Annotated in this window: 20 protein-coding genes and 1 pseudogene; 13 read left to right on the top strand and 8 right to left on the bottom strand. The window is 69.4% G+C overall.

Going from position 1 to position 23,731, the window contains the following annotated elements; genetic code table 11:
* Window positions 1-287: pseudogene (locus NVS89_RS17685) on the bottom strand (alpha/beta hydrolase); the annotation flags it as partial.
* Window positions 288-635: 348 nt separating this feature from the next.
* Between NVS89_RS17685 and NVS89_RS17690 the strand changes: the two are divergent.
* The 12 genes from NVS89_RS17690 (at window position 636) to mazG (ending at window position 13,439) form a co-directional block, all read left to right on the top strand.
* Window positions 636-2,378 (top strand): alkaline phosphatase, encoded by a 1,743-nt coding sequence (locus NVS89_RS17690; protein ID WP_258734082.1) that lies wholly within the window; start codon window positions 636-638, stop codon window positions 2,376-2,378.
* A gap of 71 nt (window positions 2,379-2,449) precedes the next feature.
* A complete protein-coding gene (locus NVS89_RS17695) occupies window positions 2,450-2,941 on the top strand; it encodes a hypothetical protein (RefSeq protein WP_374114594.1) in 492 nt (163 codons plus the stop codon).
* 2 nt (window positions 2,942-2,943) lie between these two features.
* A complete protein-coding gene (locus tag NVS89_RS17700) occupies window positions 2,944-3,609 on the top strand; it encodes an ABC transporter ATP-binding protein (RefSeq protein ID WP_258734083.1) in 666 nt (221 codons plus the stop codon).
* Between the two features lie 3 nt (window positions 3,610-3,612).
* On the top strand, window positions 3,613-4,926 hold the full coding sequence (locus NVS89_RS17705; protein WP_258734084.1) for an ABC transporter permease: 1,314 nt from the start codon (window positions 3,613-3,615) through the stop codon (window positions 4,924-4,926).
* A gap of 299 nt (window positions 4,927-5,225) precedes the next feature.
* A complete protein-coding gene (locus NVS89_RS17710) occupies window positions 5,226-6,179 on the top strand; it encodes a septal ring lytic transglycosylase RlpA family protein (protein ID WP_258734085.1) in 954 nt (317 codons plus the stop codon).
* 99 nt (window positions 6,180-6,278) lie between these two features.
* Window positions 6,279-7,505: a D-alanyl-D-alanine carboxypeptidase family protein gene (locus NVS89_RS17715; RefSeq protein ID WP_258734086.1), complete on the top strand. Its 1,227-nt coding sequence runs from the start codon at window positions 6,279-6,281 to the stop codon at window positions 7,503-7,505.
* A 2-nt stretch (window positions 7,506-7,507) separates the two neighbouring features.
* The gene (tmk, locus tag NVS89_RS17720; protein WP_374114595.1) at window positions 7,508-8,257 is read left to right on the top strand and encodes a dTMP kinase; all 750 of its coding nucleotides are present in this window, start codon (window positions 7,508-7,510) and stop codon (window positions 8,255-8,257) included.
* Window positions 8,254-9,285, top strand: coding sequence for a DNA polymerase III subunit delta' (locus NVS89_RS17725; RefSeq protein WP_258734087.1), 1,032 nt, complete (start codon window positions 8,254-8,256; stop codon window positions 9,283-9,285). The genes tmk and NVS89_RS17725 overlap by 4 nt, the downstream gene beginning before the upstream one ends.
* A gap of 37 nt (window positions 9,286-9,322) precedes the next feature.
* Window positions 9,323-10,879, top strand: coding sequence for a methionine--tRNA ligase (metG, locus tag NVS89_RS17730; protein WP_258734088.1), 1,557 nt, complete (start codon window positions 9,323-9,325; stop codon window positions 10,877-10,879).
* Window positions 10,876-11,649, top strand: coding sequence for a TatD family hydrolase (locus NVS89_RS17735; protein ID WP_258734089.1), 774 nt, complete (start codon window positions 10,876-10,878; stop codon window positions 11,647-11,649). The genes metG and NVS89_RS17735 overlap by 4 nt, the downstream gene beginning before the upstream one ends.
* Window positions 11,650-11,668: 19 nt before the next feature.
* Window positions 11,669-12,469: an MBL fold metallo-hydrolase gene (locus NVS89_RS17740; protein ID WP_258734090.1), complete on the top strand. Its 801-nt coding sequence runs from the start codon at window positions 11,669-11,671 to the stop codon at window positions 12,467-12,469.
* Between the two features lie 121 nt (window positions 12,470-12,590).
* On the top strand, window positions 12,591-13,439 hold the full coding sequence (mazG, locus tag NVS89_RS17745; RefSeq protein ID WP_258734091.1) for a nucleoside triphosphate pyrophosphohydrolase: 849 nt from the start codon (window positions 12,591-12,593) through the stop codon (window positions 13,437-13,439).
* A gap of 1 nt (window position 13,440) precedes the next feature.
* Here the strand turns inward: mazG and hflX are convergent, their stop codons facing one another.
* The 5 genes from hflX to trkA all read right to left on the bottom strand — a co-directional run bounded on the left by hflX (window position 13,441) and on the right by trkA (window position 18,985).
* On the bottom strand, window positions 13,441-14,838 hold the full coding sequence (gene hflX, locus NVS89_RS17750; RefSeq protein WP_258734092.1) for a GTPase HflX: 1,398 nt from the start codon (window positions 14,836-14,838) through the stop codon (window positions 13,441-13,443).
* A gap of 1 nt (window position 14,839) precedes the next feature.
* Window positions 14,840-15,091 carry an RNA chaperone Hfq gene (hfq, locus tag NVS89_RS17755; RefSeq protein ID WP_192638390.1) on the bottom strand — a complete coding sequence of 84 codons (252 nt, stop codon included), beginning with the start codon at window positions 15,089-15,091 and terminating at the stop codon, window positions 14,840-14,842.
* A 184-nt stretch (window positions 15,092-15,275) separates the two neighbouring features.
* The gene (locus tag NVS89_RS17760) at window positions 15,276-16,136 is read right to left on the bottom strand and encodes a D-amino-acid transaminase (RefSeq protein ID WP_258734093.1); all 861 of its coding nucleotides are present in this window, start codon (window positions 16,134-16,136) and stop codon (window positions 15,276-15,278) included.
* 13 nt (window positions 16,137-16,149) lie between these two features.
* The gene (locus NVS89_RS17765; RefSeq protein ID WP_258734094.1) at window positions 16,150-17,598 is read right to left on the bottom strand and encodes a TrkH family potassium uptake protein; all 1,449 of its coding nucleotides are present in this window, start codon (window positions 17,596-17,598) and stop codon (window positions 16,150-16,152) included.
* A gap of 10 nt (window positions 17,599-17,608) precedes the next feature.
* Window positions 17,609-18,985, bottom strand: a complete 1,377-nt coding sequence (gene trkA, locus NVS89_RS17770; protein WP_258734095.1) for a Trk system potassium transporter TrkA — start codon at window positions 18,983-18,985, stop codon at window positions 17,609-17,611.
* A 161-nt stretch (window positions 18,986-19,146) separates the two neighbouring features.
* On the opposite strand from trkA, the gene bla reads away from it, so the two are divergent.
* Window positions 19,147-20,034: a class A beta-lactamase gene (gene bla / locus NVS89_RS17775; protein ID WP_258734096.1), complete on the top strand. Its 888-nt coding sequence runs from the start codon at window positions 19,147-19,149 to the stop codon at window positions 20,032-20,034.
* 24 nt (window positions 20,035-20,058) lie between these two features.
* Here the strand turns inward: bla and ntrX are convergent, their stop codons facing one another.
* Window positions 20,059-21,426 (bottom strand): nitrogen assimilation response regulator NtrX, encoded by a 1,368-nt coding sequence (ntrX, locus tag NVS89_RS17780; protein ID WP_258734097.1) that lies wholly within the window; start codon window positions 21,424-21,426, stop codon window positions 20,059-20,061.
* Window positions 21,427-21,440: 14 nt separating this feature from the next.
* Complete coding sequence (locus tag NVS89_RS17785) at window positions 21,441-23,693, bottom strand: sensor histidine kinase NtrY-like (RefSeq protein WP_258734098.1); 2,253 nt, start codon at window positions 23,691-23,693, stop codon at window positions 21,441-21,443.
* Between the last annotated feature and the right edge of the window lie 38 nt (window positions 23,694-23,731).

The following is a 23,731-nucleotide window of genomic DNA, read 5'->3' on the forward strand; positions in this document are numbered from 1 at the left end:
TGAGGCGCCACGTCCACATAGGCGTGGATGTCATAGGGCCAGCCGTGCAGCAGCAGGACGACGGGCCCGTCGGCCGGGCCGGCCTCGGCATAGCCCACATCGAGCGATCCGGCGCGCACCGTCTTCAACGGAGCGAAGGCGGTGTGAGCCCCACGCCCGGCCGAGGCATCGGCATGAGCCGTCGACGATGAATCGGCCGGCTGCGCGGCGGCGGAGGACAGGGCGAGCGGGCCTGTTGCAAGACCGAGTGCGGCCATGCCGAGGAGATTGCGGCGCTGAGGATCCATGTCGAACTCCATGAGGCGTCCCGACGGCTGAAAGGAGTGAGAGTAGCCCAGCGATCCGCACCCGCATGATGTGGTTGGGGCTGGAGTGTGAAGGCCCGCATGGCCCCCGGCACCGCGAACAGAGTGCGACATGGCCGACGCCCGGTCTTGCCGGCCCGCACGGCAACCCCTTCCGATCCGGCAGGTCGAGAACCCGTGTCGGCGCGGTGCCGGCGCATCGAACGTCCACCCGATTCACCCTGCGTGGCGGCAGCGGACGCGCCGTCCCCAGCAGGGTGACGAATGGTCATCTCACTGACATCCAGCCGGACTAACCGAGGGTCAGCCCATATTCCTCGGAGAAACCGGATGCGCAGCCTGCTCGCGGCCCTCGTGGCCACAACCTGTCTTGTCTCGGTCGCGGAGGCGGCGACCGTGTTTCCGCTGGACCGCGCGACCATTCTCGCGGGCTCGCCCTTCGACATGAAGGTCGAATTCGACGCCGTCGTCGCCTCCGGCGACGTCACCGTCACCATCAATGGCGAGCCGGCCGAGAAGGTGCTCGGCAAGAGCGTCGCGTTCGTCGAGAAGGAGAAGGGCGTCGACGCGTCGGCGGTGATCGTGCGCGCGGCGAGCATCGCCAAGCCCGGCACCTACACGGTCGAGGCCAAGGCCGGCGGCGAGACCAAGACCGTGGTGTGGGAGGTCTTCGCCACCCCCTCGACCCCGACCGCGAAGAACGTGATCTTCTTCCTCGGCGACGGCCTGTCGGTCGCGCACCGCACCGGCGCCCGCCTGATGTCCAAGGGCATGCATGAGGGCAAGGCCGACGGCCGCCTGAACATGGACGACATTCCGCCGGTGGCCTTCATCGGCACCTCGGCGACCAACGCCGTCGCCACCGACAGCGCCAACACCATGTCGGCCTACATGACCGGCCACAAGACGGCGGTGAACGCGATCGGCGTCTATGCCGACCGCACCAAGGATCCGTTCGACGATCCGCGGGTGGAGAACATTGCCGAGGCGCTGCGCCGCACCACCAAGAAGTCGATCGGCGTCGTCGCCACCTCCGAGATCGAGGACGCCACCCCGGCGGCCGTTGTCGGCCACACGCGCCTGCGCGCCGAGAAGGCGGCGCTGGTCAACGACTTCTTCGCGGTGAAGCCCGAGGTCATCCTCGGCGGCGGCTCGGCCTACTTCCTCGGCAAGGCGACCCCCGGTTCTAAGCGCAAGGACGACAAGGACTACGTCCAGCTGTTCCGCGACGCCGGCTACACGCTCGCCACCAGCAAGGACGAGCTCGCCACTGCCGCCGGCACCAACTCCGGCAAGATCCTCGGCCTGTTCCACACCGGCAACATGGACGTGACGCTCGACCGCGAGTTCCTCAAGAAGGGCACGGTGTCGAAGTTCCCGAACCAGCCAGGCCTGGTGCAGATGACGCAGGTGGCGATCGACGAACTCGCCAAGAACCCGGACGGCTTCTTCCTGATGGTCGAGGGCTCCTCGATCGACAAGATGTCCCACCCGATGGACTGGGACCGCGCGCTGGTCGAGACCATCGAGTTCGACAAGGCCATCGGCGTCGCCGTCGAGTTCGCCAGGACCCATCCCGATACGCTGATCGTCGTCACCGGCGACCACACGCACGGCGTCTCGATCATCGGCACGGTCGATGACGACAAGCCGGGCGCGGACATGCGCGAGAAGGTCGGCACCTATGCCGAGGCGGGCTTTCCGAACTACGAGGACAAGGACGGCGACGGCTATCCCGACCGCGTCGACGTCTCCCGCCGCCTGATGCTCTTCGCCAATAACTTCCCCGACTATTACGAGACCTTCCGTCCCAAGCTGGACGGCCCGTTCGAGCCGGCGGTGAAGAACGAGAAGGGCGAGTACGTCGCCAACGAGCAGTACAAGGACGTGCCCGGCGCGGTGCTTCGCACCGGCAACATCCCGCGCAACGGCGACACGGCGGTCCACGCGGTCGACGACGTGGTCCTGCAGGCGACCGGCCCGGGCGCCGAAGGCTTCCGCGGCTATATGGAGCAGAGCGACGTCTACCGCGCGCTGGTCGACGCGCTGGCCATCGCGCCGGTCCAGAACTGATCGCGCGCCAACACGACCTTCCGGCCCGGGCGGCGACGCCCGGGCCGCGCCTGTGAAGGAGCCTTCAGGCCATGCCGCGTAACAGGATCTCGCCCGTTCGGCAGATGCACCCGCCGCTGTCCCGCCGTCGCCTCCTGCAGGCCGGCGCCGGGCTCCTTGGCATGTCCGTGCTGGGCGTGGGACCGGCCGCCGCCGCGACCGCGCTCGATTTCGACGAGCTCTACGGCAAGATCAGCGTGCTCGGTCTGAGCTTTTCCGACAAGGTGAAGTCGCTCGCCGGCAAGAAGGTCGCGATGCGCGGCTTCATGGCGCCTCCGCTCAAGGCCGAGGCGGATTTCTTCGTCCTCACCGAAATCCCGATGGCGCTCTGCCCGTTCTGCTCCTCTGACGCGGACTGGCCGGACAACATCGTCGTCATCCGGCTCGACCGGGCCCAGACCTTCGAGCAGGCCAACGCGCTGATCGAGGTCGAGGGCACGCTGGAGGTCGGCTCCTGGACTGACCCGGCGACCGGCTTCGTCAGCCTGCTGCGCATCGTCGGCGCGCATTTCCACGCCGTCTGACCATGGCCGATCTCACGCTGCGCGACCTCGAAGTGCGCTTCCCCGGGCTGGAGCGGCCGGCACTGGAGATTCCCGCGCTCGAGCTGCGCTCTGGGGAGCAGGTGGCGCTGACCGGCCCGTCCGGCTGCGGCAAGACCACGCTGATCAACGTGCTGACCGGCCTCGAGCGTGTCCGCCACGGCCATGTCGACTGGCAGGGCACTGATCTCGTGACGCTCGGCGAGGGCGCGCGTGATCGCTGGCGCGCCGCCAATGTCGGGCTCGTCATGCAGGACTTCCACCTGTTCCCCGGCCTTTCCGCGATCGAGAACGTGCTGCTGCCGCAGCGGCTCGCGCGCTTCCGCCTGCCGAGGGGAGCGAAGGAGGAGGCGCGGCGCCTGCTCAAGCGCGTCGGCATCGCCCGGCTCGACCAGCCGGTCGAGACCATGTCGCGCGGCCAGATGCAGCGGGTCGCCGTGGCGCGCGCTCTGCTCGCCCATCCCGGCATCATCGTCGCCGACGAGCCGACCGCGAGCCTCGACGGCGATGCCGGCACGGCGGTCGCCGACCTGCTGACCGGCCTCGCCCGCGAGGTCGGCGCCACGCTGATCGTCGCCAGCCACGATCCGCGCCTCGTCGGCCATCTCGGGCGCGTGCTGCGCCTCGATGGCGGCCGGCTGGAGGGCTGAGCCATGTTCCGCTTTATCCTCGCCGATCTGAGGCGCCACTGGGCGGGCGTCGTCGCGGTCACGCTGATCGTCGCGCTGGCCACCGCGCTCGGCGTGGTGGTGACGCTGCAGGAGCGCGCGCTCCGACTCGGCAGCGCCCGCGCCGCCGACGCGTTCGACCTCGTCATCGGCGCGCCGGGCAGCGAGACCCAGCTCGTGCTGTCCTCGGTGTTCCTGCAGGCCGCGCCGCTGCCGCTGATGCCCGGCAGCGTCCTCGCCGGGCTCGTCGCCGACCCGCGCGTCGCCTGGGCGGCACCGGTCGGCTTCGGCGATTTCGTCGAGGGTAGCCCGATCGTCGGCACCACGGCGGCACTGGTCGAAGGGGTCGGCGGCGTATCCGAGGGGCGGGGCTTCGAGCACATCGGCGACGCGGTGATCGGCGCCAGCGTCGGCATGCGGCCGGGCGACCGCTTCCATCCCCAGCACGGGCAGGTCGGTGGTCCGGGCGGCGTCCATACCGAGGCGAGCTACCATGTGGTCGGCCGGCTGAAGCCGACCGGAACGCCATGGGACCGCGCCGTGCTGGTGCCGATCCAGGCGGTGTGGAACCTGCATCGCCACGAGGAACATGAGGAGCATGGCGGGCAGGGCGATAGTGAGGGGCAGGGGGCCAGCGAGGCGCAGCCGGGCCAAGCCGAGCCGCATTCCTTCTTCGCGCCCGCCCCTGCCAGCGACGAGGACGGGCACGACGCGCTCGGCTTCGACGCGGCGGTCGACCCGGCCGCCGTCGCCGACGCCGGCGCGCCCGGCCTGCCGGCCATCGTGGTGAAGCCGGCCTCGATCGCCGACGCCTACAAGCTGCGCCAGCAATATCGCAGCGAGCGCACGGTCGCGGTCTTCCCGGGCGAGGTGCTCACCCGCCTCTACGGCACGCTGGGCGACGTGCGCTTCATCCTCTCCATGGTGGCGACCGGGGCGCAGGCGCTGGTCGGCGCGGCGATCCTGCTGGTGGTCACGGTGCATATCCTCCAGCGCCGACGCCAGATCGGCGCGCTGCGGGCACTCGGCGCACCGCGCCATGCGATCTTCGCCATCGTGTGGTCGGAGGCGTTCGCGATCATCGGTGTCGGCCTGTGCCTCGGCTTCGCGGTGGGCTACGGCGCGGCGCGCGCGCTGTCGACCGCCTTCACCGCGGCGAGCGGCATCACGCTGCCGGTGACCTTCGAGCCGGCGGACCTGTTCCGGCTCGGATTGCTGCTTCTCGTGACGGGAATCATCGCCAGCCTGCCGGCCCTGCTGGCCTATCGCCAGCCGCCGGCGAGCGCGCTCAGGGGCTGAAAATGCTCGATTCAAAGGCTTCCGGTGCACGCAAGCCCCGGAAGACGCCGGGTTTTTCGGTTCCCTACCGACAGCTTACGGCTTCTTTACCATAATGTAATGTGCGCCGCATTTTCGCCCCACTCGGGCAGCCTTTTGTGCGACATGGAGTGGGGTCGCAGGTAAGGGGCCTGCGATCTGAGTTGAGGCGCGCTTCGCCCGGCTTTCGGCATCTTTCAGGTGCTGCGAAGGGTGAGGGGCACGCGAAGTGGTCGGGGTGCATGGGGACGAAACCAGCTCTCGCTTGGGTTGCCGGTGGCATGCCGGCAAGTAAAGTCCTTTCCGGCCTTGGCCGTGCGGTGTTGCTGTGCGGTGTCGGCCTCCTTGCCGCCAATTGCAGCGGCTCGAAGCTTTCCAGCAAGATCGATCCCAAATATGGCGTCGCGGCCAGCCCGCGTGTCGTCGAGCCGGGTCAGCCGGTACCCAAGGGCGGCGGCGTGTACAGCGTCGGCAAGCCCTATGTCGTCGCCGGCAAGACCTATACGCCGCGCGTTCCGCCCAAGGGCTACAAGGCCCAGGGCCTGGCGTCCTGGTATGGCGACGACTTCCACGGTCGCCTGACCGCCAATGGCGAAGTGTTCGACATGGACGCGATCGCCGCGGCCAACCCGACGCTGCCGCTGCCTTCCTATGTCCGCGTGACCAATCTCGGCAACGGCCGCTCCATGGTCGTGCGCGTGAACGATCGTGGCCCCTTCCACGGCAACCGCATGATCGACGTGTCGCGCCGCGCCGCCGACATGCTCGGCTTCAAGAGCAAGGGCACCGCCCGGGTTCAGATGGAATATCTCGGCCCCGCGCCGCTGGAAGGCTCCAGCGACGTCCAGCTCGCCGCGACCTTCCGCCAGAACGGCGAGGCCCCGGCGCCGAGCGTGATGGTGGCTTCGGCCGGCCCACTGCCGGGTCATGTCGCGTCCGCGCCGGCCAATGTGCCGCTGCCGCCGAGCCGGCCGTTCGATCTCGGCGAGTCGGGCCCGGCGGTCGCCTATGCGCGCCCGGCCTATGTTCCGAGCAAGCCGCGCGCGGTGGCGGTCGCGGTTCCCGAGCCGGTTGCCAAGCCGCGCCCGGTGCGGGTGGCGAGCGTTCCCGCTCCGCAGATCGAGATGGACCCCTCGGCGCCGCCGGCGGGCTGGGTCGTGGGTGCGCAGCCCGCCATGGGCTATGCCTCCGAGGCGGTCGTCACGCCGGTCGGCAGCGGTCGCGGCCTCTACTGACCCCTGACGGTATTTCAATACGCGTCCCTGACGGGACCTGCATTGCGGGAGCCGCCGTCGGCTGATAACTCTGCGATGGGGCAGGGAGGGCCGACGAGCATGATGTGCACAGCTAACCCTGGTGTCATCGCCCGCTCGGCGCGCGTGCTTGCCTGTGCGCTGGTGCTGCTCGCCGCCCGGCTGCTTCTGCCCGGCGCCGCCGCGTTCGCCCAGACCGAAGCCCCCAACATCTCCGCACCTCAGGCGATCCTGCTCGACTATGAGAGCGGCAGCGTCCTGTTCGAGCGTGGCGCCGACATCCAGAGCGCTCCGGCCAGCCTCGCCAAGCTCATGACGATGGCGGTCGTGTTCCGCGAGATCAAGGAAGGGCGCATCACCCCCGATACTGAATACACCGTGAGCGAATATGCCTGGCGGCGTGGCGGAGCGCCCTCGGGCGGCTCGACCATGTTCGCGGCGCTGAAGAGCTCGATCAAGGTCAGCGACCTGATGCGCGGGGTGATCATCCAGTCGGGCAACGACGCTGCCATCGTGCTGGCGGAAGGCCTCGCCGGCAACGAGCTCGCTTTCTCGACCAAGATGAACGAGGAAGCCAAGCGCATCGGCATGACCAATTCGGTCTTCCGCAATTCGAACGGCCTGCCCGCTCCCGACCAGGTGACCACCGCGCGGGACATGGCGAAGCTCGCCGCCCACATCATCCGCAACTACCCGCAGTTCTACGCGATCTATGGCGAGACCAGCTTCACCTGGAACAAGATCCGCCAAAACAACCGCAACCCGCTGCTCGGCATGAGTCTCGGCGCGGACGGGCTGAAGACCGGCTATCTCGAGGATGCCGGCTACAACCTCGTCGGCTCGGCGGTGCAGAACGACCAGCGGCTGATCGTCGTGATCATGGGCGACAAGACCGCAAAGGACCGGGCGGAAGACGCGCGAAAACTGCTCGAATGGGGGTTCCGCTCGTTCGAGACGCGGCTCCTGTTCAAGCCCGGGCAGATCGTCGGCGAGGCGACGCTCTATGGTGGCGCGCGCGGCGGTGCACCGCTGACCGGCACCGGCCCGATCCGCATCGTCGTGCCGCGCGACGGGAACGAGCGGGTGACCGCGCGCATCCGCTTCCAGGGGCCGATCCCGGCGCCGGTGGCCGAGGGCGACGAGATCGCCCGGCTCGACGTCTATCGCGGCGACCAGCTCGCCCTGCAGGTGCCGCTCGTTGCCGCCGAGTCGGTGCCGCGCGGCCCGCTCTGGCGGCGGGCCATGGACGGGGCGTATGAACTGATGGTCAACCTGATCCGCCAAGGCTACGCGAAACTGACAAGCTGATTATGCCCACCGGTAAAGCCAGTTCCGCAGGAGTCCGACCTGCCGTCCGATCTGCCGCGCGTTCCGCGGCCCGACCCGCCGCACGCCGGTCCGGCCGGCGCGGCTGCTTCATCACCTTCGAAGGCGGTGAGGGGGCCGGCAAGTCCACGCAGGTGCGCCGGCTCGGCGAGAGGTTGCAGGCGCTGGGCATCGAGGTGGTGACGACGCGCGAGCCCGGCGGCTCGCCGGGCGCGGAGATCGTGCGCCACCTGCTGCTGTCGGGCGCCGCCAAGCCGCTCGGTCCGCTCGCCGAGGCGGCGCTGTTCGCCGCCGCCCGCGCCGACCATCTCGACGTCACCATCCGCCCGGCGCTGGAGCGCGGCGCCTGGGTGATCTCGGACCGTTTCGCCGATTCCACGCGCGTCTATCAGGGCGCGGTCGGCGACGTGGATGCCCGGCTGATCGCCAAGCTGGAGGCCGTGACCGTGGGCCCGACCCGGCCGGACCTGACGATCATTCTCGACATTCCGGCGGAGGAGGGGCTGACGCGCGCCGCCGCCCGCTCGGGTGGACCGGCCGACCGTTTCGAGAGCGAGGGGCTGAGCTTCCACCGCCGGCTGCGCGAGGCGTTCCGTGAGCTCGCCGAGCGCGAGCCCGAGCGCTGCGTGCTGGTCAACGGGCGCCAGGATGCCGAGGCGGTCGCCGAGGCGGTCTGGCAGGCGGTGAGCGCGCGGCTGCCGCTCGGCACGGCGGCCGGCGGGGCCACCCCATGAGCGACACGCCCGAAGCGGATCGCCTGCCCGGCGCACCCGCCCCCCGTGAGCGCCACGGGCTGATCGGCCATCACGAGGCCCGCGCCATGGTGCGCGAGGCGTGGGATGCCGGGCGGCTGCCGCACGCGCTGCTGATCGGCGGGCCGGAAGGCATCGGCAAGGCGACCTTCGCCTACCAGGTCGCGCGCTTCGTGCTCGCCGGCGGGGCGGCGCCCGCGCATGGGCTGGACGTCGACCCGTCCCATCCGGCGGCGCGGCAGGTCGCGGCGCTGTCGCACCCGGACCTGCTGGTGCTGCGCCGGACCGCGAACGACAGCGGCCGGCTGCCCTCGATGATCCCCGCCGAGACGGTGCGCCGCGTGCGCAGCTTCTTCGGCTCGACGGCGGCGCTGGGCGGCTGGCGCGTGTGCATCGTCGACACGCTCGACGAGATGAACGCGCAGGGCTCGAACGCGCTGCTGAAGACGCTGGAGGAGCCGCCGGAGCGTGCGCTGTTCCTGCTGGTCAGCCACGCCCCCGGCCGGCTGCTGCCGACCATCCGCTCGCGCTGCCGCATGGTGGCGTTGCGCGGGCTGGCGCCGGACGAGGTGGCGGCGGCGCTGGAGGATCTCGCCCCGGTTATGCCCGACCTCGACCGCAGCCGCTTCGAGGAGGCGGCCGAGGCCAGCGAGGGCAGCGTGCGCGCCGCGCTGACGCTGCTCTCCGGCGAGGGGCTGGTTGTGCGGCGCCGCACGGCGGAGCTGCTCGACACGCTGCCGGCGGTCGATCCCAAGGCGCTGCACGCGCTCGGCGACAGCCTGCAGGGCGACCGGGGAGGGGCGCTGGAAAGCTTCGTCTCCACGGTGGAGGGCTGGATCTCCGATCACGCCACCGGCCGCCGCCAGAGCCCGTCCCTGCTCCTTGCACGGCTGCCGGAGGTGTGGGACAAGGTTCGCCGCGCCGCGGTCGACGCCGACGTCTACAATCTCGACCGCAAGACCCTCGTCTTCAGGATCTTCGCGACGCTCAACGAGGCCGTCCGCCCGTGACAGCTCCGGGGGCCGGCCGTGCCGCAGGAACACCCGCGTGAAACCCGCCTACTACATCACCACCGCGATCGACTACCCGAACGGCGCTCCTCATATCGGCCATGCCTATGAGAAGATCGCGACCGACGCGCTCGCCCGCTTCAAGAAGCTCGACGGCTACGACGTGTTCTTCCTGACCGGCACCGACGAGCACGGGTTGAAAATGGCGCAGACCGCCGAGAAGCAGGGCCTCGCACCGCTCGAATGGGCGACGAAGAATGCGAACCGCTTCAAGGAGATGGACGCGCTTCTTGGCGTAGATTACGACCGCTTCATCCGCACCACGGACGAGGACCACATCGTCTCCAGCCAGGCCATCTGGCGCCGGATGGTAGAGGCGGGCGACATCTATCTCGGCGCCTATTCGGGCTGGTACTCGGTGCGCGACGAGGCCTATTACGCCGAGGACGAGACCATCGTCGACCAGGACGGCACGCGCCTCGGCCCGCAGGGTACGCCGGTCGAATGGACCGAGGAGAAGAGCTACTTCTTCCGCCTCTCGGCCTATGAGCAGAAGCTGCTCGACTACTACGCCGCGCACCCGGACTTCATCCGCCCCGACGTGCGGCGCAACGAGGTGCTGAGCTTCGTGAAGGGCGGGCTGCAGGACCTTTCCATCAGCCGCACCACCTTCACCTGGGGCATCCCGGTGCCGGACGATCCGGCGCATGTGATGTATGTGTGGGTCGACGCGCTTACCAACTACATTACCGGCGTCGGCTATCCGCAGACGGACAGCGCCAGCTTCGAGCGCTTCTGGCCGGCGGACCTGCACGTCATCGGCAAGGACATCATCCGCTTCCACGCGGTCTACTGGCCCGCCTTCCTGATGTCGGCCGGCGTCGCGCCGCCGAAGACCGTGTTCGCGCACGGCTTCATCCACAATCGCGGGGAGAAGATGTCGAAGTCGGTCGGCAACGTGATCGACCCGTTCGACCTCGCGAAGGCCTATGGCGTCGACGCGCTGCGGTATTTCCTGCTGCGCGAGATCCCCTTCGGCCAGGACGGCTCCTACAGCCATGAGGCGATCGTCGCGCGCACCAATGCGGACCTTGCCAACGATCTCGGCAACCTCGCGCAGCGCTCGCTGTCCATGATCGCCAAGAATCTCGGCGGCACGCTGCCGGCGCCCGGCCCTCTGTCGCCGGACGACGCGGCGATGCTCGCCGCCGCCGATGCGCTTGGCGGAAAGGTGAGGGCGGCGATGGAGCAGCAGCAGCTTCACCACGCTCTGGCGGAGATCTGGGCCGTGGTCGCGGAGGCCAACCGCTACTTCGCCACCGCCGCGCCCTGGGAACTGCGCAAGAGCGATCCCGAGCGCTTCGGCACGGTGCTGTGGACGACGGCCGAGGTGATCCGGCAGGTCGGCGTGCTGGCGCAGCCCTTCGTGCCGGCCGGCGCCACCAAGCTGCTGGACCTGCTCGCCATTCCAGCAGATGCGCGCGATTTCGCGAACCTGGGGGAGGGCGGTCGGCTGGCGGGCGGCACGGTGCTCCCTGCCCCCGCCCCGGTCTTCCCGCGCTACGTCGAACCCGAGACCTCGAGCCCGGCATGATCGTCGACAGCCACTGCCATCTCGACTTCCCCGATTTCGCGGCCGAACTCGATGCCGTGGTCGAGCGCGCCCGCGCCGCTGGGGTCGGACGCATGGTGACGATCGGCACCCGCGTGCGCCGCTCGGCGCAGGTGCGGGCGATCGCTGAGCGCTTCGACGACGTGTTCTGCTCTGTAGGCACCCATCCGCACAATGCGGGCGAGGAAGCCGACGTGACGCTGGACGAGCTGCTCGCCGAGGCGGACCACCCGAGGGTTGTGGCCATCGGCGAGGCGGGGCTCGACTACCACTACGACTCTGCCCCGCGCGAGGCGCAGGCGGCCGGCTTCCGGCTCCACATCGAGGCGGCGCGGCGCACCGGCCTGCCGCTGGTCATCCATGCCCGCGAGGCGGACGACGACGTGGCGGCGATCCTCGAGGAAGAGACCGGCCGCGGGGCGTTCTCCTTCGTCCTGCACTGCTTCACCGCCGGGCCGGAGCTCGCCCGGCGCGCCGTGGCGCTCGGCGGCTACGTGTCCTTCTCCGGCATACTGACCTTCAAGTCCGGCGCGCCGCTGCGCGAGATCGCGGCGGGCCTGCCGGCGGAGCGGCTGCTGGTGGAGACCGACGCGCCCTATCTCGCGCCCAATCCCTGGCGCGGCAAGCGCAACGAGCCTTCCTATGTGGTCGAGACGGCCCGTATATTGGCCGAGGCGCGCGGCGTCTCCCGCGAGGAGATCGCGGCGCTGACCACTGGGAATTTTTTCCGCCTGTTCGCGCGGGCGCACTAGCCAGGGACGAATCCGGCGCATGGCTTATGTCTTCACCATTCTCGGCTGCGGTTCCTCGGGCGGGGTGCCGCGAGTCGGGCAGGGGTGGGGGGCCTGCGATCCGGACGAGCCGCGCAACCGTCGCCGGCGCTGCTCCCTCCTCGTCGAGCGATTTGCCGATGGGGACGCACAACCCACGCGAGTCCTCATCGACACCTCGCCGGACCTGCGCGAGCAGCTTCTCGGCGTCGGGGTCGACCGGCTCGACGGCGTGCTCTTCACCCATGAGCATGCCGATCACACCCACGGCATCGACGATCTGCGCCCGCTCACCATCATGCACCGCCGGCGCATCAACGTGCATGTCGACGCCGAGACCTCGGCGGTGCTGCACCAGCGCTTCGGCTACTGCTTCGAGACGCCGCCCGGCAGCGACTATCCGCCGATCCTCGCCGAGCACCGCTTCCGGAACGGCGACACCATCCGCATCGACGGGCCCGGCGGCCCGATCGAGGCGACGGCGTTCCAGCAGTATCACGGCAACATCATCTCCTACGGCTTCCGCATCGCCGGGCTGGCCTATTCGAGCGACCTGCACGACCTGCCGGACGATAGCCTGCACCATCTCGAAGGCCTCGACATGTGGATCGTCGACGCGCTGCGCATCACGCCGCATCCGACGCATTTCTCGCTGAGCGAGGCGCTGGGCTGGATCGCGCGCATGAAGCCGCGGCGCGCCGTGCTGACCAACATGCACACCGACCTCGACTATGCGACCGTGTCGCGTGGACTGCCGGAGGGCATCGTCGCCGCCTATGACGGCCTGAAAATCACGATCTGACAGGCTGTTGGCGTGTGGTCCTCATGTACGGAACCATGCCCGGCGCCCATATCGGGTCCAACAATAATTTCCATAATATGTCTTCTGCGAATCGTGGATGCCGGAAACCGGAGAACCGCACATGACGCCTTCCCGGGACATTTCCCGCCTCATCGAGATCATGGCCGCGCTGCGCACGCCCGGAACCGGCTGCCCGTGGGACCTCGAGCAGGACTTCGCTTCCATCGCACCCTACACGATCGAGGAAGCCTACGAGGTGGCCGACGCGATCGCGCGCGGTGACCTGGAGGATCTGTGCGACGAACTGGGCGACCTGCTGCTGCAGGTCGTGTTCCACGCCCGCATGGCACAGGAGCGCGGCGCGTTCGATTTCGGTAACGTGGTCACCGCCGTCACCACCAAGATGATCCGCCGCCACCCGCACGTGTTCGGCGACAAGCATGGGCGCAACGTCGAGGCGGTCAACGCGGCGTGGGCGCAGATCAAGGCCGAGGAGAAGGCGGAGCGCGCCGCGCGCCGGGCACGGGCCGGCCTGCCGCCGGAACCGCCGCAGGGCCGCACGCTGGACGGGGTGCCAGCCGGCACCCCCGCCCTCGCCCGCGCCGCAAGGCTCCAGGCCAAGGCGGCGACGGTCGGCTTCGACTGGGCGGATGCGCGTCTCGTGCTGGCGAAGATCCGCGAGGAGATCGACGAGGTCGAGGCCGAGATCGATCGCGGCGACCAGGCGGCTGCAGCTGCCGAGGTCGGCGACCTGTTCTTCGCCATGGCCAATCTCGCCCGCCATCTCGACGTCGACGCCGAGGCGGCGCTGCGCGGCACCAACGCGAAATTCGCGCGCCGCTTCGCCTATATCGAGGACCAGCTCGCGCGCGAGGGCCGCACGCCGCGCGAGGCGACTCTGGACGAGATGGAAGCGCACTGGCAGGCCGCGAAAACGGCTGCCGCGGGCGCCGCCGAAGGCACGGAATAGCTCAGGCCGCGCCCTGCACGGTGACGCGGCGCGCGCCGAAGCGATGCCGGATGTGATCGGCGCGATCGTGCGGCACGCGCACCGCGAGGTGCAGCCGTCCCTCGGCATCCTCGTGCCGCTCCAGCACCTCGGCGTGGCGGTAGAGCCAGCTCAGCCCGCTGCCATCGGTGGCCTCGAGCTCGACGCCGAGCACCGTGCGGTCGCGCCCGAGCCGGGTGGCGATGGCCGAGAGCAGGGCGTCCATGCCCTCCCCCGTCAGCGCCGAGACCGGGATCGGCCGCGCCTCGCCCTCGCGACGCGACGCGGTGTTGAACAGGCCCGCCCGGCCGTCCTCGTCGAGCCGGTCGATCTTGTTCCAGACCTCGATCAGCCGGTGATGGTCGTCCGGGTCGATGTCGAGATCCGCCAGCACCTGCGCGACGTCGTGGGCTTGCGCCTCGGTGTCCTCGTGCGACACGTCGCGCACGTGAAGGATCAGATCGGCCTCGATCACCTCTTCCAGCGTGGCGCGGAAGGCGGCGACGAGCTGGGTCGGCAGGTCGGAGATGAAGCCCACCGTGTCGGAGAGAATGACGCGCTCGCCGCCGGGAAGCTGCACCGCGCGCAGCGTCGGGTCCAGCGTGGCGAAGAGCAGGTCCTGCGCCCTCACCTCCGCGCGCGTCAGCCGGTTGAACAGCGTCGACTTGCCGGCATTGGTGTAGCCGACCAGCGCAACCACCGGATACGGCACCTTCTTGCGGCTGGCGCGGTGCAGGGCGCGGGTGCGTTTCACCTGCTCCAGCTCGCGCTCGATCTTGATGATGCGCTCGCCGATCAGCCGGCGGTCGGCCTCGATCTGCGTCTCGCCGGGACCGCCGAGAAAGCCGAAGCCGCCGCGCTGGCGTTCCAGATGGGTCCAGGAACGCACCAGCCGGCTGCGCTGGTAGTTGAGATGGGCGAGCTCGACCTGCAGCACGCCCTCCTTGGTGCGGGCGCGCTGGCCGAAGATCTCGAGGATCAGCGCCGTGCGGTCGATGACCTTCGCCGACCACGCCTTTTCGAGGTTGCGCTGCTGCACCGGGCTCAGCGGCGCGTCGACGAAGACGAGCCCCGCCTCCTCGGCGCGCACCAGCCCGGCGATCTCCTCGACCTTGCCGGTACCGAGATACGTCGCCGGGCGGATCTGGCTAAGCCCGACGACAAGGCTGGCGACGACGTCGAGTTCGATGGCGAGGGCCAGCCCGACCGCCTCGTCGAGGCGTGCCTCTGGTGCACGCCGGGGAGTCTCCTCCTCGGCGCTCCGCCGCGTCAGGTTCGGAACGATCACCACCACGCGGGTCGCGTCGCCCCTCGTCGTGTCGTCGGCGGGAAGCCCGGCGGTGCGGCCGGCTGGCGAGCGCCGGCTGCCCTTCAGTTCCAACTCAGCCCTTCTCCGCGGTCTCGTCCGGCTCGAACAGCTGCACCGGATGGCCGGGCATGATGGTGGAGATGGCGTGCTTGTAGACGAGCTGCGAATGCCCGTCCCGGCGCAGCAGCACGCAGAAATTGTCGAACCAGGTGACGACCCCCTGGAGCTTGACGCCATTGACGAGGAAGATCGTGAGTGGCGTCTTGTTCTTGCGGACGTGATTGAGGAAGGTGTCCTGGAGATTCTGGGACCGTTCCGCGGCCATATTTTTTTGATCCGTTTGTTTGTTGTTGCTCGTAAGTCGGCGCGGTTATCCTCGTCTCCGTTGCGTCCCGTCCGGGGACGAACATCGACGAAGACGTGCGATTATAGCATCGCACACCATGATCGTCGCGCAAGATGCTTTCGTGACATTGATATGGCAGTGCGCCATAGCCCGCCGCACCGCGTCATCCGGCGATTTCCGCCGTTTCGTGGAAATGCTCGCGCAGCGCCCGCGCCACCGGGCCCGGCCTGCCCTCCCCGACCGGCTTGCCGTCGATTCGTACCACCGGCATGGCGAAATTGGTGGCCGAGGTGACGAACGCCTCCTTCGCCGCCAGCGCCTCGGGAACGGTGAAGGCGCGCTCCTCGACGCGGAGCTGGAGCTTCTCGGCCACCTCCATCATCACCGTGCGGGTGATGCCGCGCAGGATCGCGTTGTCTGCCTGCCGGGTGACGAGCTTGCCGTCCTGCGTGACGATCCAGGCATTGGTTGAGCCGCCTTCGGTGACCCTGCCCTCGGCGTCGACAAACCACGCCTCGCGCGCGCCGGCCTCCTTCGCCGCCTGCTTGGCGAGCACGTTCGGCAGCAGGCCGACGGTCTTGATGTCGACGCGGCCCCAGCGATTGTCCGGCGTGGTGATCACCGCGATTCCCTGCAGCGCCTGCGCGTCCGCCTTGCGCGGATCGGCGGCGCGGGCGGTGACCACGATCGAGGGCGGCGTGGAGGGATCGGGGAAATAGTGGTCGCGGCGGGCGACGCCGCGCGTCACCTGAAGATAGACGAAGCCGTCATGCACCCGGTTGCGCCGGATCGTCTCGCGCAGCACTACGCCGAGCGCGGCGAGCGACATCGGCATGGCGATGCGGATCTCGCCGAGCGAGCGCACCAGCCGGGCCATGTGGCGCCGCTCGTCCACCATCCGCCCGCCGGTCACCTCGCAGACCTCATAGACGCCGTCGGCGAACTGGTAGCCGCGGTCCTCGATATGCACGGCCGCCTGATCGTGCGGTACGTACTGTCCGTTTACATAGGCGATGCGCGACATGGTCGTCCCCAACTTACCGCCGCCAGAGCGTGAAATTCGCGAGGCCGAGCACGACGAGTATCTCCAGCCGGCCGAGAATCATGGCGAGCGCCAATATTATCTGCGCATAGGCCGGCAATGTGCTCCATTCGGGCCAATTTCCCGCATCCGGCCAGCCGGTGGCGTAGACCGGGCCGATATTGCACATCGCCGACATCACGGCGACGAAGGCGGCCGCGAAGCTCGGCATGGCGGGCGAGACCGCCGCCGTCAGCGCCGCCGTCACCGTGCAGGCGACGCCGAACATGATCCAGATCCCCTTCATCATCTGCAGCGAGACGTTCTGCTGGCCGAGCTTGCGCATGCGCACCGCATGGGGCTGGACCAGCCGCTCGAGCTCCAGGAAGCTCTGCAGCATCATGATGCCGGCGCGGTACATCTTGATTCCGCCGGTGGTGGAGAAGGTGGCGCCGCCGATGAAGATGAGCGCCAGCACCAGCGCCAGCGGCAGCGTGGCGAAGGCGTCGCCATAGGGCTGCGCGCCGGTGGTGGTGACCAGCGAAACGGCGGTGAACAGCCCGTCCGTGATGGCGACCGGCAGCGAGAGGTGGCCGAACGGTCCGCCATAATGCAGCGACGCCGCGAGGATGCCGACCACGAGGCACACCGCCAGCAGCGCGATGTTCTCCTGCTGGCCCATGGCGAGCCGGAAGCGCCGCGTCAGCAGCAGCCGGTGCCACAGCACGCTGGTGCCGCCCACCAGCATGAAGGCCATCATCACGAGCTTGACCGAGAAATGCCCGTAGGCGGGGATGCCGTCCGCGTCCGGCATCAGCCCGCCGGTGGAAAGCGCGGCGCCGGCGAGGCCGATGGCGTCGAAGCCGCGCACGCCCACCGCGAACAGCGCCAGCGCGCAGGCGACCGTCGCGCCGAGATAGAGCGGCAGCACCTGCCGCAGCGCGTCGTCGATTTCCTGCGCCTCGGTGCCGCCGAAGCGGTCGAGCCGCATGCTCCGGTCCGGCAGCCCGCCGATTCCCGCCGGGCCGAGCACGGCCACGAAGCCGAGGAGGGTGAGCAGTCCCCCGCCCCATTGCAGGGTGAGCAGCCAGGCGAGCGTCGCGCGCGGCACGTCCTCGAGTTCGTGGATCCGCACCGCCCCCGTGGTGGTGAAGGCGGAGACGGTCTCGAACCAGGCCTGCATCGGCGACAGCGAGGTGGTGGCGGCGACCGGGAAGGCCGCGATCACCGGCACACCCACCCACATCAGCACCAGGAAACTGTAGGCGGCGCGCCGGTCGAGCCGGCCGCCGCGATTGCGTACGGCGAGATGCACCGCGCCGGCGCCGAACACGGTCAGCAGCGCCGTCATGATGTAGACGTCCGCCCCCGCCTCGTTGCGCAACAGCGCCCCGAGGGAAACGATGAGGAGGAAGACGGCCATCACCCCGGCAGCGACGGCACTGTGGCGGGCGACTGCGATCATCGGCGTGCGCTCAAAAGAATTCGAGGCTGACGCGGAAGAGCTGCTCCACCCGCTTCACCTTGCCGGCGAGGGCGAAGATCACCACCCGGTCGCGGGCCTGGATGACCATGTCGCCGCGAGGCAGCAGCACGCGCCCGCCGCGGATCACCGCGCCGATCCGCATCCCGTCGAACAGGTCGAGCTCGCGCAGCGGCTTGCCGACCAGCGGCGAGGTCTCCAGCGCCTCCGCCTCGATCACCTCGCCCTGCCCGTTCACCAGCGAGTGCACGCCGCGGATGCGCCCCTTACGCACGTGCTGGAGGATCTTCGAGACCGTGATCTGGCGCGGATTGACATAGGCGTCGATGCCGAGCCCGCGCGCGAAGGCCGGATAGGCGGGGTCGTTCAGCAGCGAGAGCATGCGCTTGGCGCCGAGCTCGCGCGACAGCAGGCAGGAGAGGATGTTGACCCGGTCGTCATTGGTGACCGCGATCACCGTGTCGGCGGCGTCGACGGTGGCCTCCTCAAGGATCGTCCGGTCGAGCGCGCTGCCGCGCAGCACCACGGTGCGCGAGAGCTCCTGCGCGATTTCCTCGGAACGGTCGAGGTCGGCCTCGATCATCTTCAGCCGTGCGCGCGGATTGCGCTCCTCGAGCTGGCGGGCGACGTAGAGGCCGATATTGCCGCCGCCGCAGATGACGATGCGCTGCGCCGGCGGCTCGTCATGGCCGAAAATGGAGAGCGTGCGCGTCACCTGGTCGCCCTGGGCGACGAAATAGGCGACATCGCCGGCCGTGAGCTGGTCGGCGCTGTGCGGCACGAACACCCGCCCCTTGCGGTTCACCGCGACCACCACGGCCTGCAGGTCCGGGAACAGGTCGGTGAGCTGGCGCAGCGGCGTGTCCAGCACCGGGCAGTCTTCCTCGCACAGCACGCCGGCGACCACGACCTCGCCATCGGCGAAGCTCACCGTGTCGATGGCGCCCGGCAGCGAGAGCCGGCGCAGCACCGTCTCGCCCACTTCGACCTCGGGCGAGATCACCACGTCGATCGGCAGGTGATCGCGCGAGAACAGGTCGCGCCAGTGGCCCTGCAGGTAACTCTGCGCCCGCACGCGCGCGATCTTGGTCGGCACGTCGAACAGGGCGTGCCCGACCTGGCACGCGACCATGTTCACCTCGTCATGCAGCGTCACCGCGATCAGCATGTCGGCCGCCTCGATGCCGGCGCGCGCCAGCACGTCCGGATGCGAGCCGTGGCCGACGAAGCCGCGGACATCCAGCGAATCGGTAATGGCCTGGATGAGACGTGGCGAGGTGTCGATGATCGAAACGTCGTTCTGCTCGGCGGCCAGCCGCTCGGCGATGCCGAACCCGACCTGCCCCGCGCCGCAAATGACGACCTTCATGAAAACGCCTCGTTCGAACGGATGCCGGGTGGCGCCCGATACCGCCGGATTGCCATCGGCCTGCCTTGTTCGATTCACTCTATAGCAGCTTCGCGAGCGGCCGCAGACGCTTCTCGTCGATATTGATCATCTCGCGCAAGTTGACCTGGGGGGCTTCCACCATGCGGATCGACCGACGCCAGCTCGTCACCGGCGGCCTTGCCGCGCTCGCCCTTCCCTCTCTCGCGCGCCCGGCTGGCGCGGCCGTCACCGGCCCGTCGGACCTGATCGCGGCGCTTCAGGCGATCGAGCGCAAGGCCGGCGGCGCGAAGCTCGGGATCTGCATCATCGACTGCGCCTGGGGCACCCGCGTCGGCTACCGCACCGACGAGCGATTCCCGCTGCTGAGCTCGTTCAAGCTGCTCGCCGGCGCGGCGGTGCTGGAGCGGGTGGACGCGCACAAGGACCGGCTGGATGGCGTCGTCGCCTATGGCAAGGACGACCTCGTCGCCTATTCGCCGGCCACGGAGAAGCACGCCGGCGAGGGCATGAGCCTCGGCGCCATCTGCGAGGCGGCGATAACGCTGAGCGACAACACCGCCGGCAACCTCATGCTGAAGACGATCGGCGGACCGGAGGGGCTGACCGCCTTCGCCCGCCGCATTGGCGACGAGACCAGCCGGCTCGACCGCTGGGAGACCGCGCTCAACGACGTGAAGCCCGGCGACCGGCGCGACACCACCTCCCCCGCCGCGATGGCCGAGGACGTGCGCCGCCTGGTCACCGGCGACGTGCTCCAGCCCGGCTCGCGCCAGCAGCTCGCCGACTGGCTGATCGCCAGCCAGACCGGCGGCAAGCGCCTGCGCGCCGGGTTGCCGAAGGACTGGAAGGCGGGCGACAAGACCGGAACGACGACCGGCGCGGCCAACGACGTCGCCATCGCGTGGCCGCCCGACCGCGCCCCGGTGGTGATCGCCGCCTATATGAAGGAGATCACCCTCAAGCAGGCGGAGACCGACGCGGTGTTCGCCTCGGTGGCGCAGGTGGCGGCGGACTTCCTCACCGACTGAGGCGGGCGGGCCCTCGGCTGGTCCTCAGCCGATGCCGAGCGCCTTGAGCTTGCGGTGGAGCGCCGAGCGCTCCATGCCGACGAACTCGGCGGTGCGCGAGATGTTGCCGCCGAAGCGGCTGATCTGGGCCACGAGATATTCGCGCTCGAACACCTCGCGCGCGTCGCGCAGCGGCAGGCCCATCAGGTGCTCGCCGCCATTGCCGTTCGGCAGGCTCGGCACCAGCGAGCCGACATCGGGCGGCAGCATGTCGGCCGTCACCGGCGCCTCGGCCTCGCCGGAGGCGAGGATCAGCAGCCGCTCGATATTGTTGCGGAGCTGGCGGACATTGCCCGGCCAGTCGTGCGACTGCAGCACGGCGAGCGCGTCGTCGGCGATGCGTCGGCGCGGCAGGCCGGTGCCTTGCGAAATCTGGTCGAGAAAGAACTGCACCAGCTCCGGCACGTCGTCGCGGCGCTCGGCCAGCGGCGGCACCCGGATCGGCACCACGCCGAGCCGGTGGTAGAGGTCCTCACGGAACCGCCCCTCGGCGATCTCCTTCTCGAGGTTGCGCGCGGTCGAGGAGATGATCCGCACGTCCACGGAGACGCGGGTCGCGCCGCCGACGCGCAGGAAGTTCTGGTCGACGAGGACGCGCAGGATGCGGTTCTGAGTCTCGCGCGGCATGTCGGCGATCTCGTCGATGAACAGCGTGCCGCCATGGGCTTCCTCGAGCGCGCCGGTCTGGCGCCCCTGCCCGCTCGCCTCGTCGATGCCGAACAGCTCGACCTCCATCCGCTCGGGCGTGATGGCGGCGGCGTTGATGACCACGAACGGCCCGTTGGCCCGCCCCGAGGCGGCATGGATCATCCGCGCCGCCAGCTCCTTGCCGGCGCCGGAGGGGCCCACGATCATGATGCGGCTGTTGGTCGGGGCGACCCGCTCGATCGCCTGCCGGAGCTGGTTCATCACCGATGACTTGCCCACGAGCTGCTGCGCGACCGGCGCGCGCTGCTTGAGGTCCTTCACCTCGCGCTTGAGCCGCAGCGTCTCCAGAGCGCGCTCGGCGACGAGGATCAGGCGGTCGGAATTGAACGGCTTCTCGATGAAGTCGTAGGCGCCCTGCTTGATCGCCGCCACCGCGGTCTCGATCGTGCCGTGGCCCGAGATCATCACCACCGGCACGTCCGGGTGGTGCTTCTTGATCAGCTCGAGAAGCTGCAGGCCGTCGAGCTTGGAGCGCTCCAGCCAGATGTCGAGGAACACCAGATGCGGGCGGCGCGCCTCGATGGCGGCGAGCGCCTCGTCGCTGTCCTTCGCCGTGCGGCAGCCATAGCCCTCGTCCTCGAGGATGCCGGCCACCAGTCCGCGAATGTCGGCCTCGTCGTCGACGATCAGAATGTCGGTCGCCATGAGTCCGTTCTCCTTTAGCCAGCCAGTCTGCCGTTGCCGGCAGCGAGGGCCGCGGTCGCCGGGCCGCCGTCGCGCGCGAAGGTCAGGCGGATCCATGCCCCCTGCCCCTCCGGCGCGTCCAGCAGTTCGATGCCGCCGCCGTGCTCTTCCATGATCTTGCCGACGATGGCGAGGCCGAGCCCGGTGCCCTTCTCGCGCGTCGTCACATAGGGCTCGAGCAACCGTTGCCGGTTCTCGGTCGGCAGCCCCTTGCCGTTGTCGATGACGTCGATCGCCACCATGCGCTCGTCGCCCGTGAGGTCGACCTTGATGCGCCCGGGCTCGGTGCGCTCCTCGGGAGGAACGGCGGCGAGCGCCTCGGTGGCGTTCTTGATGATGTTGGTCAGCGCCTGCGAGATCAGCCGGCGGTCGAAGCGGGCGATCACCGGCGTGTCCGGCACGGCAAAGTCGATGGCGATATCGGGATTGCCGACCCGCATCAGGAACACCACCTGCCGCGTCGTCTCCGCCACGTCCTGGTCCTCGACCACGGGCTTGGGCATGCGGGCGAAGGAGGAGAACTCGTCCACCATGCGGCCGATGTCGCCGACCTGACGGATGATGGTGTCGGTGCACTGGTCGAAGACCTCGCGGTCCTCGCCGATCACCTTGCCGTAGCGCCGGCGCAGCCGCTCGGCCGAAAGCTGGATCGGCGTCAGCGGATTCTTGATCTCGTGGGCGATGCGCCGGGCGACGTCGGCCCAGGCCGAGGAGCGCTGCGCCAGCACCAGCTCGGTGATGTCGTCGAGCGTCACCACCCAGCCATGGTCGGCCTCGCGCGACTGCTCCGTGGTGACGCGCACCGCGATCACCCGGTCGCGCCCGTTGCGGGTCAGGGTGGTGTTGCCCTGTGCGCTGCGCTGGTCGGGCTGCATCGCCTCGGCCAGCAGGGAGGCGATCTCGGGGATCACCGCGCCGAGTTCGGTGCCCAGCACCTCGGCCTCGGTGACGCCGAGGAGCTTCTCGGCCGGACGGTTGATGATCGAGATGCGCCCGGTCGAATCGAGGCCGATGACCCCTGCCCCGACCCCCGACAGCACCGCCTCGGTGAAGCGGCGGCGGGTGTCGATCTGGTCGCGCGCCTGCACCAGGTCGTTGCGCTGGGTGCGCAGTTCCTGGGTCATCTTGTTGAAGGTCTCGGCGAGGCTCGACAGGTCGCCCTCGGAGCGGCGCACGGGCACCTCGACATAGAGATTGCCCGCCGCCACCAGGTCGGCGGCGCCGATCAGCCGTCGGATCGGCGCGACCAGTCGGTTGGCGAAGTGGATGCCGAGCCAGACCGCGCAGAGCAGCACGGTGAGCGAGATCACCGCATAGAGCAGCGCGAAGGCCACCTGCACGCCGAATCGCTGCTGCTCGAGATTGCGATAATCCGCAACTGCCGCCTGCGTTTCCTTGAGATATTCGATGACGCGCGGGTCAATCGGGCGCGCCACATAGAGGAACAGGCCGCCGAAATCCTTCAGCGGGATCACCGCGCCGACGAAGTCCGCGTCGTTCGGCAGGTAGATCAGCGGCTGCTCGTCGGTCGCATCCTTGAGCTGGAGGTTCTGCGGCACCACGAATTCGCGCCCGACCCGGATCGTCGCCCGATCGACGATGGTGAGGTCGCGCTGGATGATCATCGCCGCCGGCAGGCCGCGCACCACCGCCTGCGCGGTCAGCGCCTGCCGGAACCGGCTGCGGTCCTGGTCCCATAGCGGGCGGATGCGCTGCAGGTCGCGCGCCATGCCGAGAATGTCGCCGCGGATCGAATAGGCGTGCTCGCGCACATAGGTCTGCGCCACCGACACCGCATTGTCGACGATGGCCCGCGTGCGCACCGAGAACCAGCGGTCGAGGCCGCGGTCCAGCGTGATGCTGGCGAGCAGCGCCACCAGCAGCGCCGGCACCACGGCGACGATGCCGAACAGCCCGACCACCCGCACATGCAGCCGCGCCGCCGCCCGCCCGCGCCGCCGCGCCTTGACGATGCGCCAGACCTCGCGGCCGATGATGCTGACCAGCACCAGCGACATTACGCCGTTGATCGCCAGCACGATGATGACGACGGTCTGCGCCGGCACCAGCGGGGTCAGGCCGATCAGGATCAGGAAGCTCGCCAGCGCGATGATCAGCGCCAGCAGAACCGCGAGCGGCGCCAGCCCCCAGAGCGAGAACCGGAAGCCGAGCGCGCCGATGTCGGGCGCGTCGTTCCGGTCCAGGTCGCGGTTGGAGGAATCAGTCATTCATCACCCGAAGAGCCGCAGAGTCGGCCCGCACGGGT

It is taken from the genome of Ancylobacter mangrovi (assembly GCF_024752355.1).
GTDB classification, from domain to species: domain Bacteria; phylum Pseudomonadota; class Alphaproteobacteria; order Rhizobiales; family Xanthobacteraceae; genus Ancylobacter; species Ancylobacter mangrovi.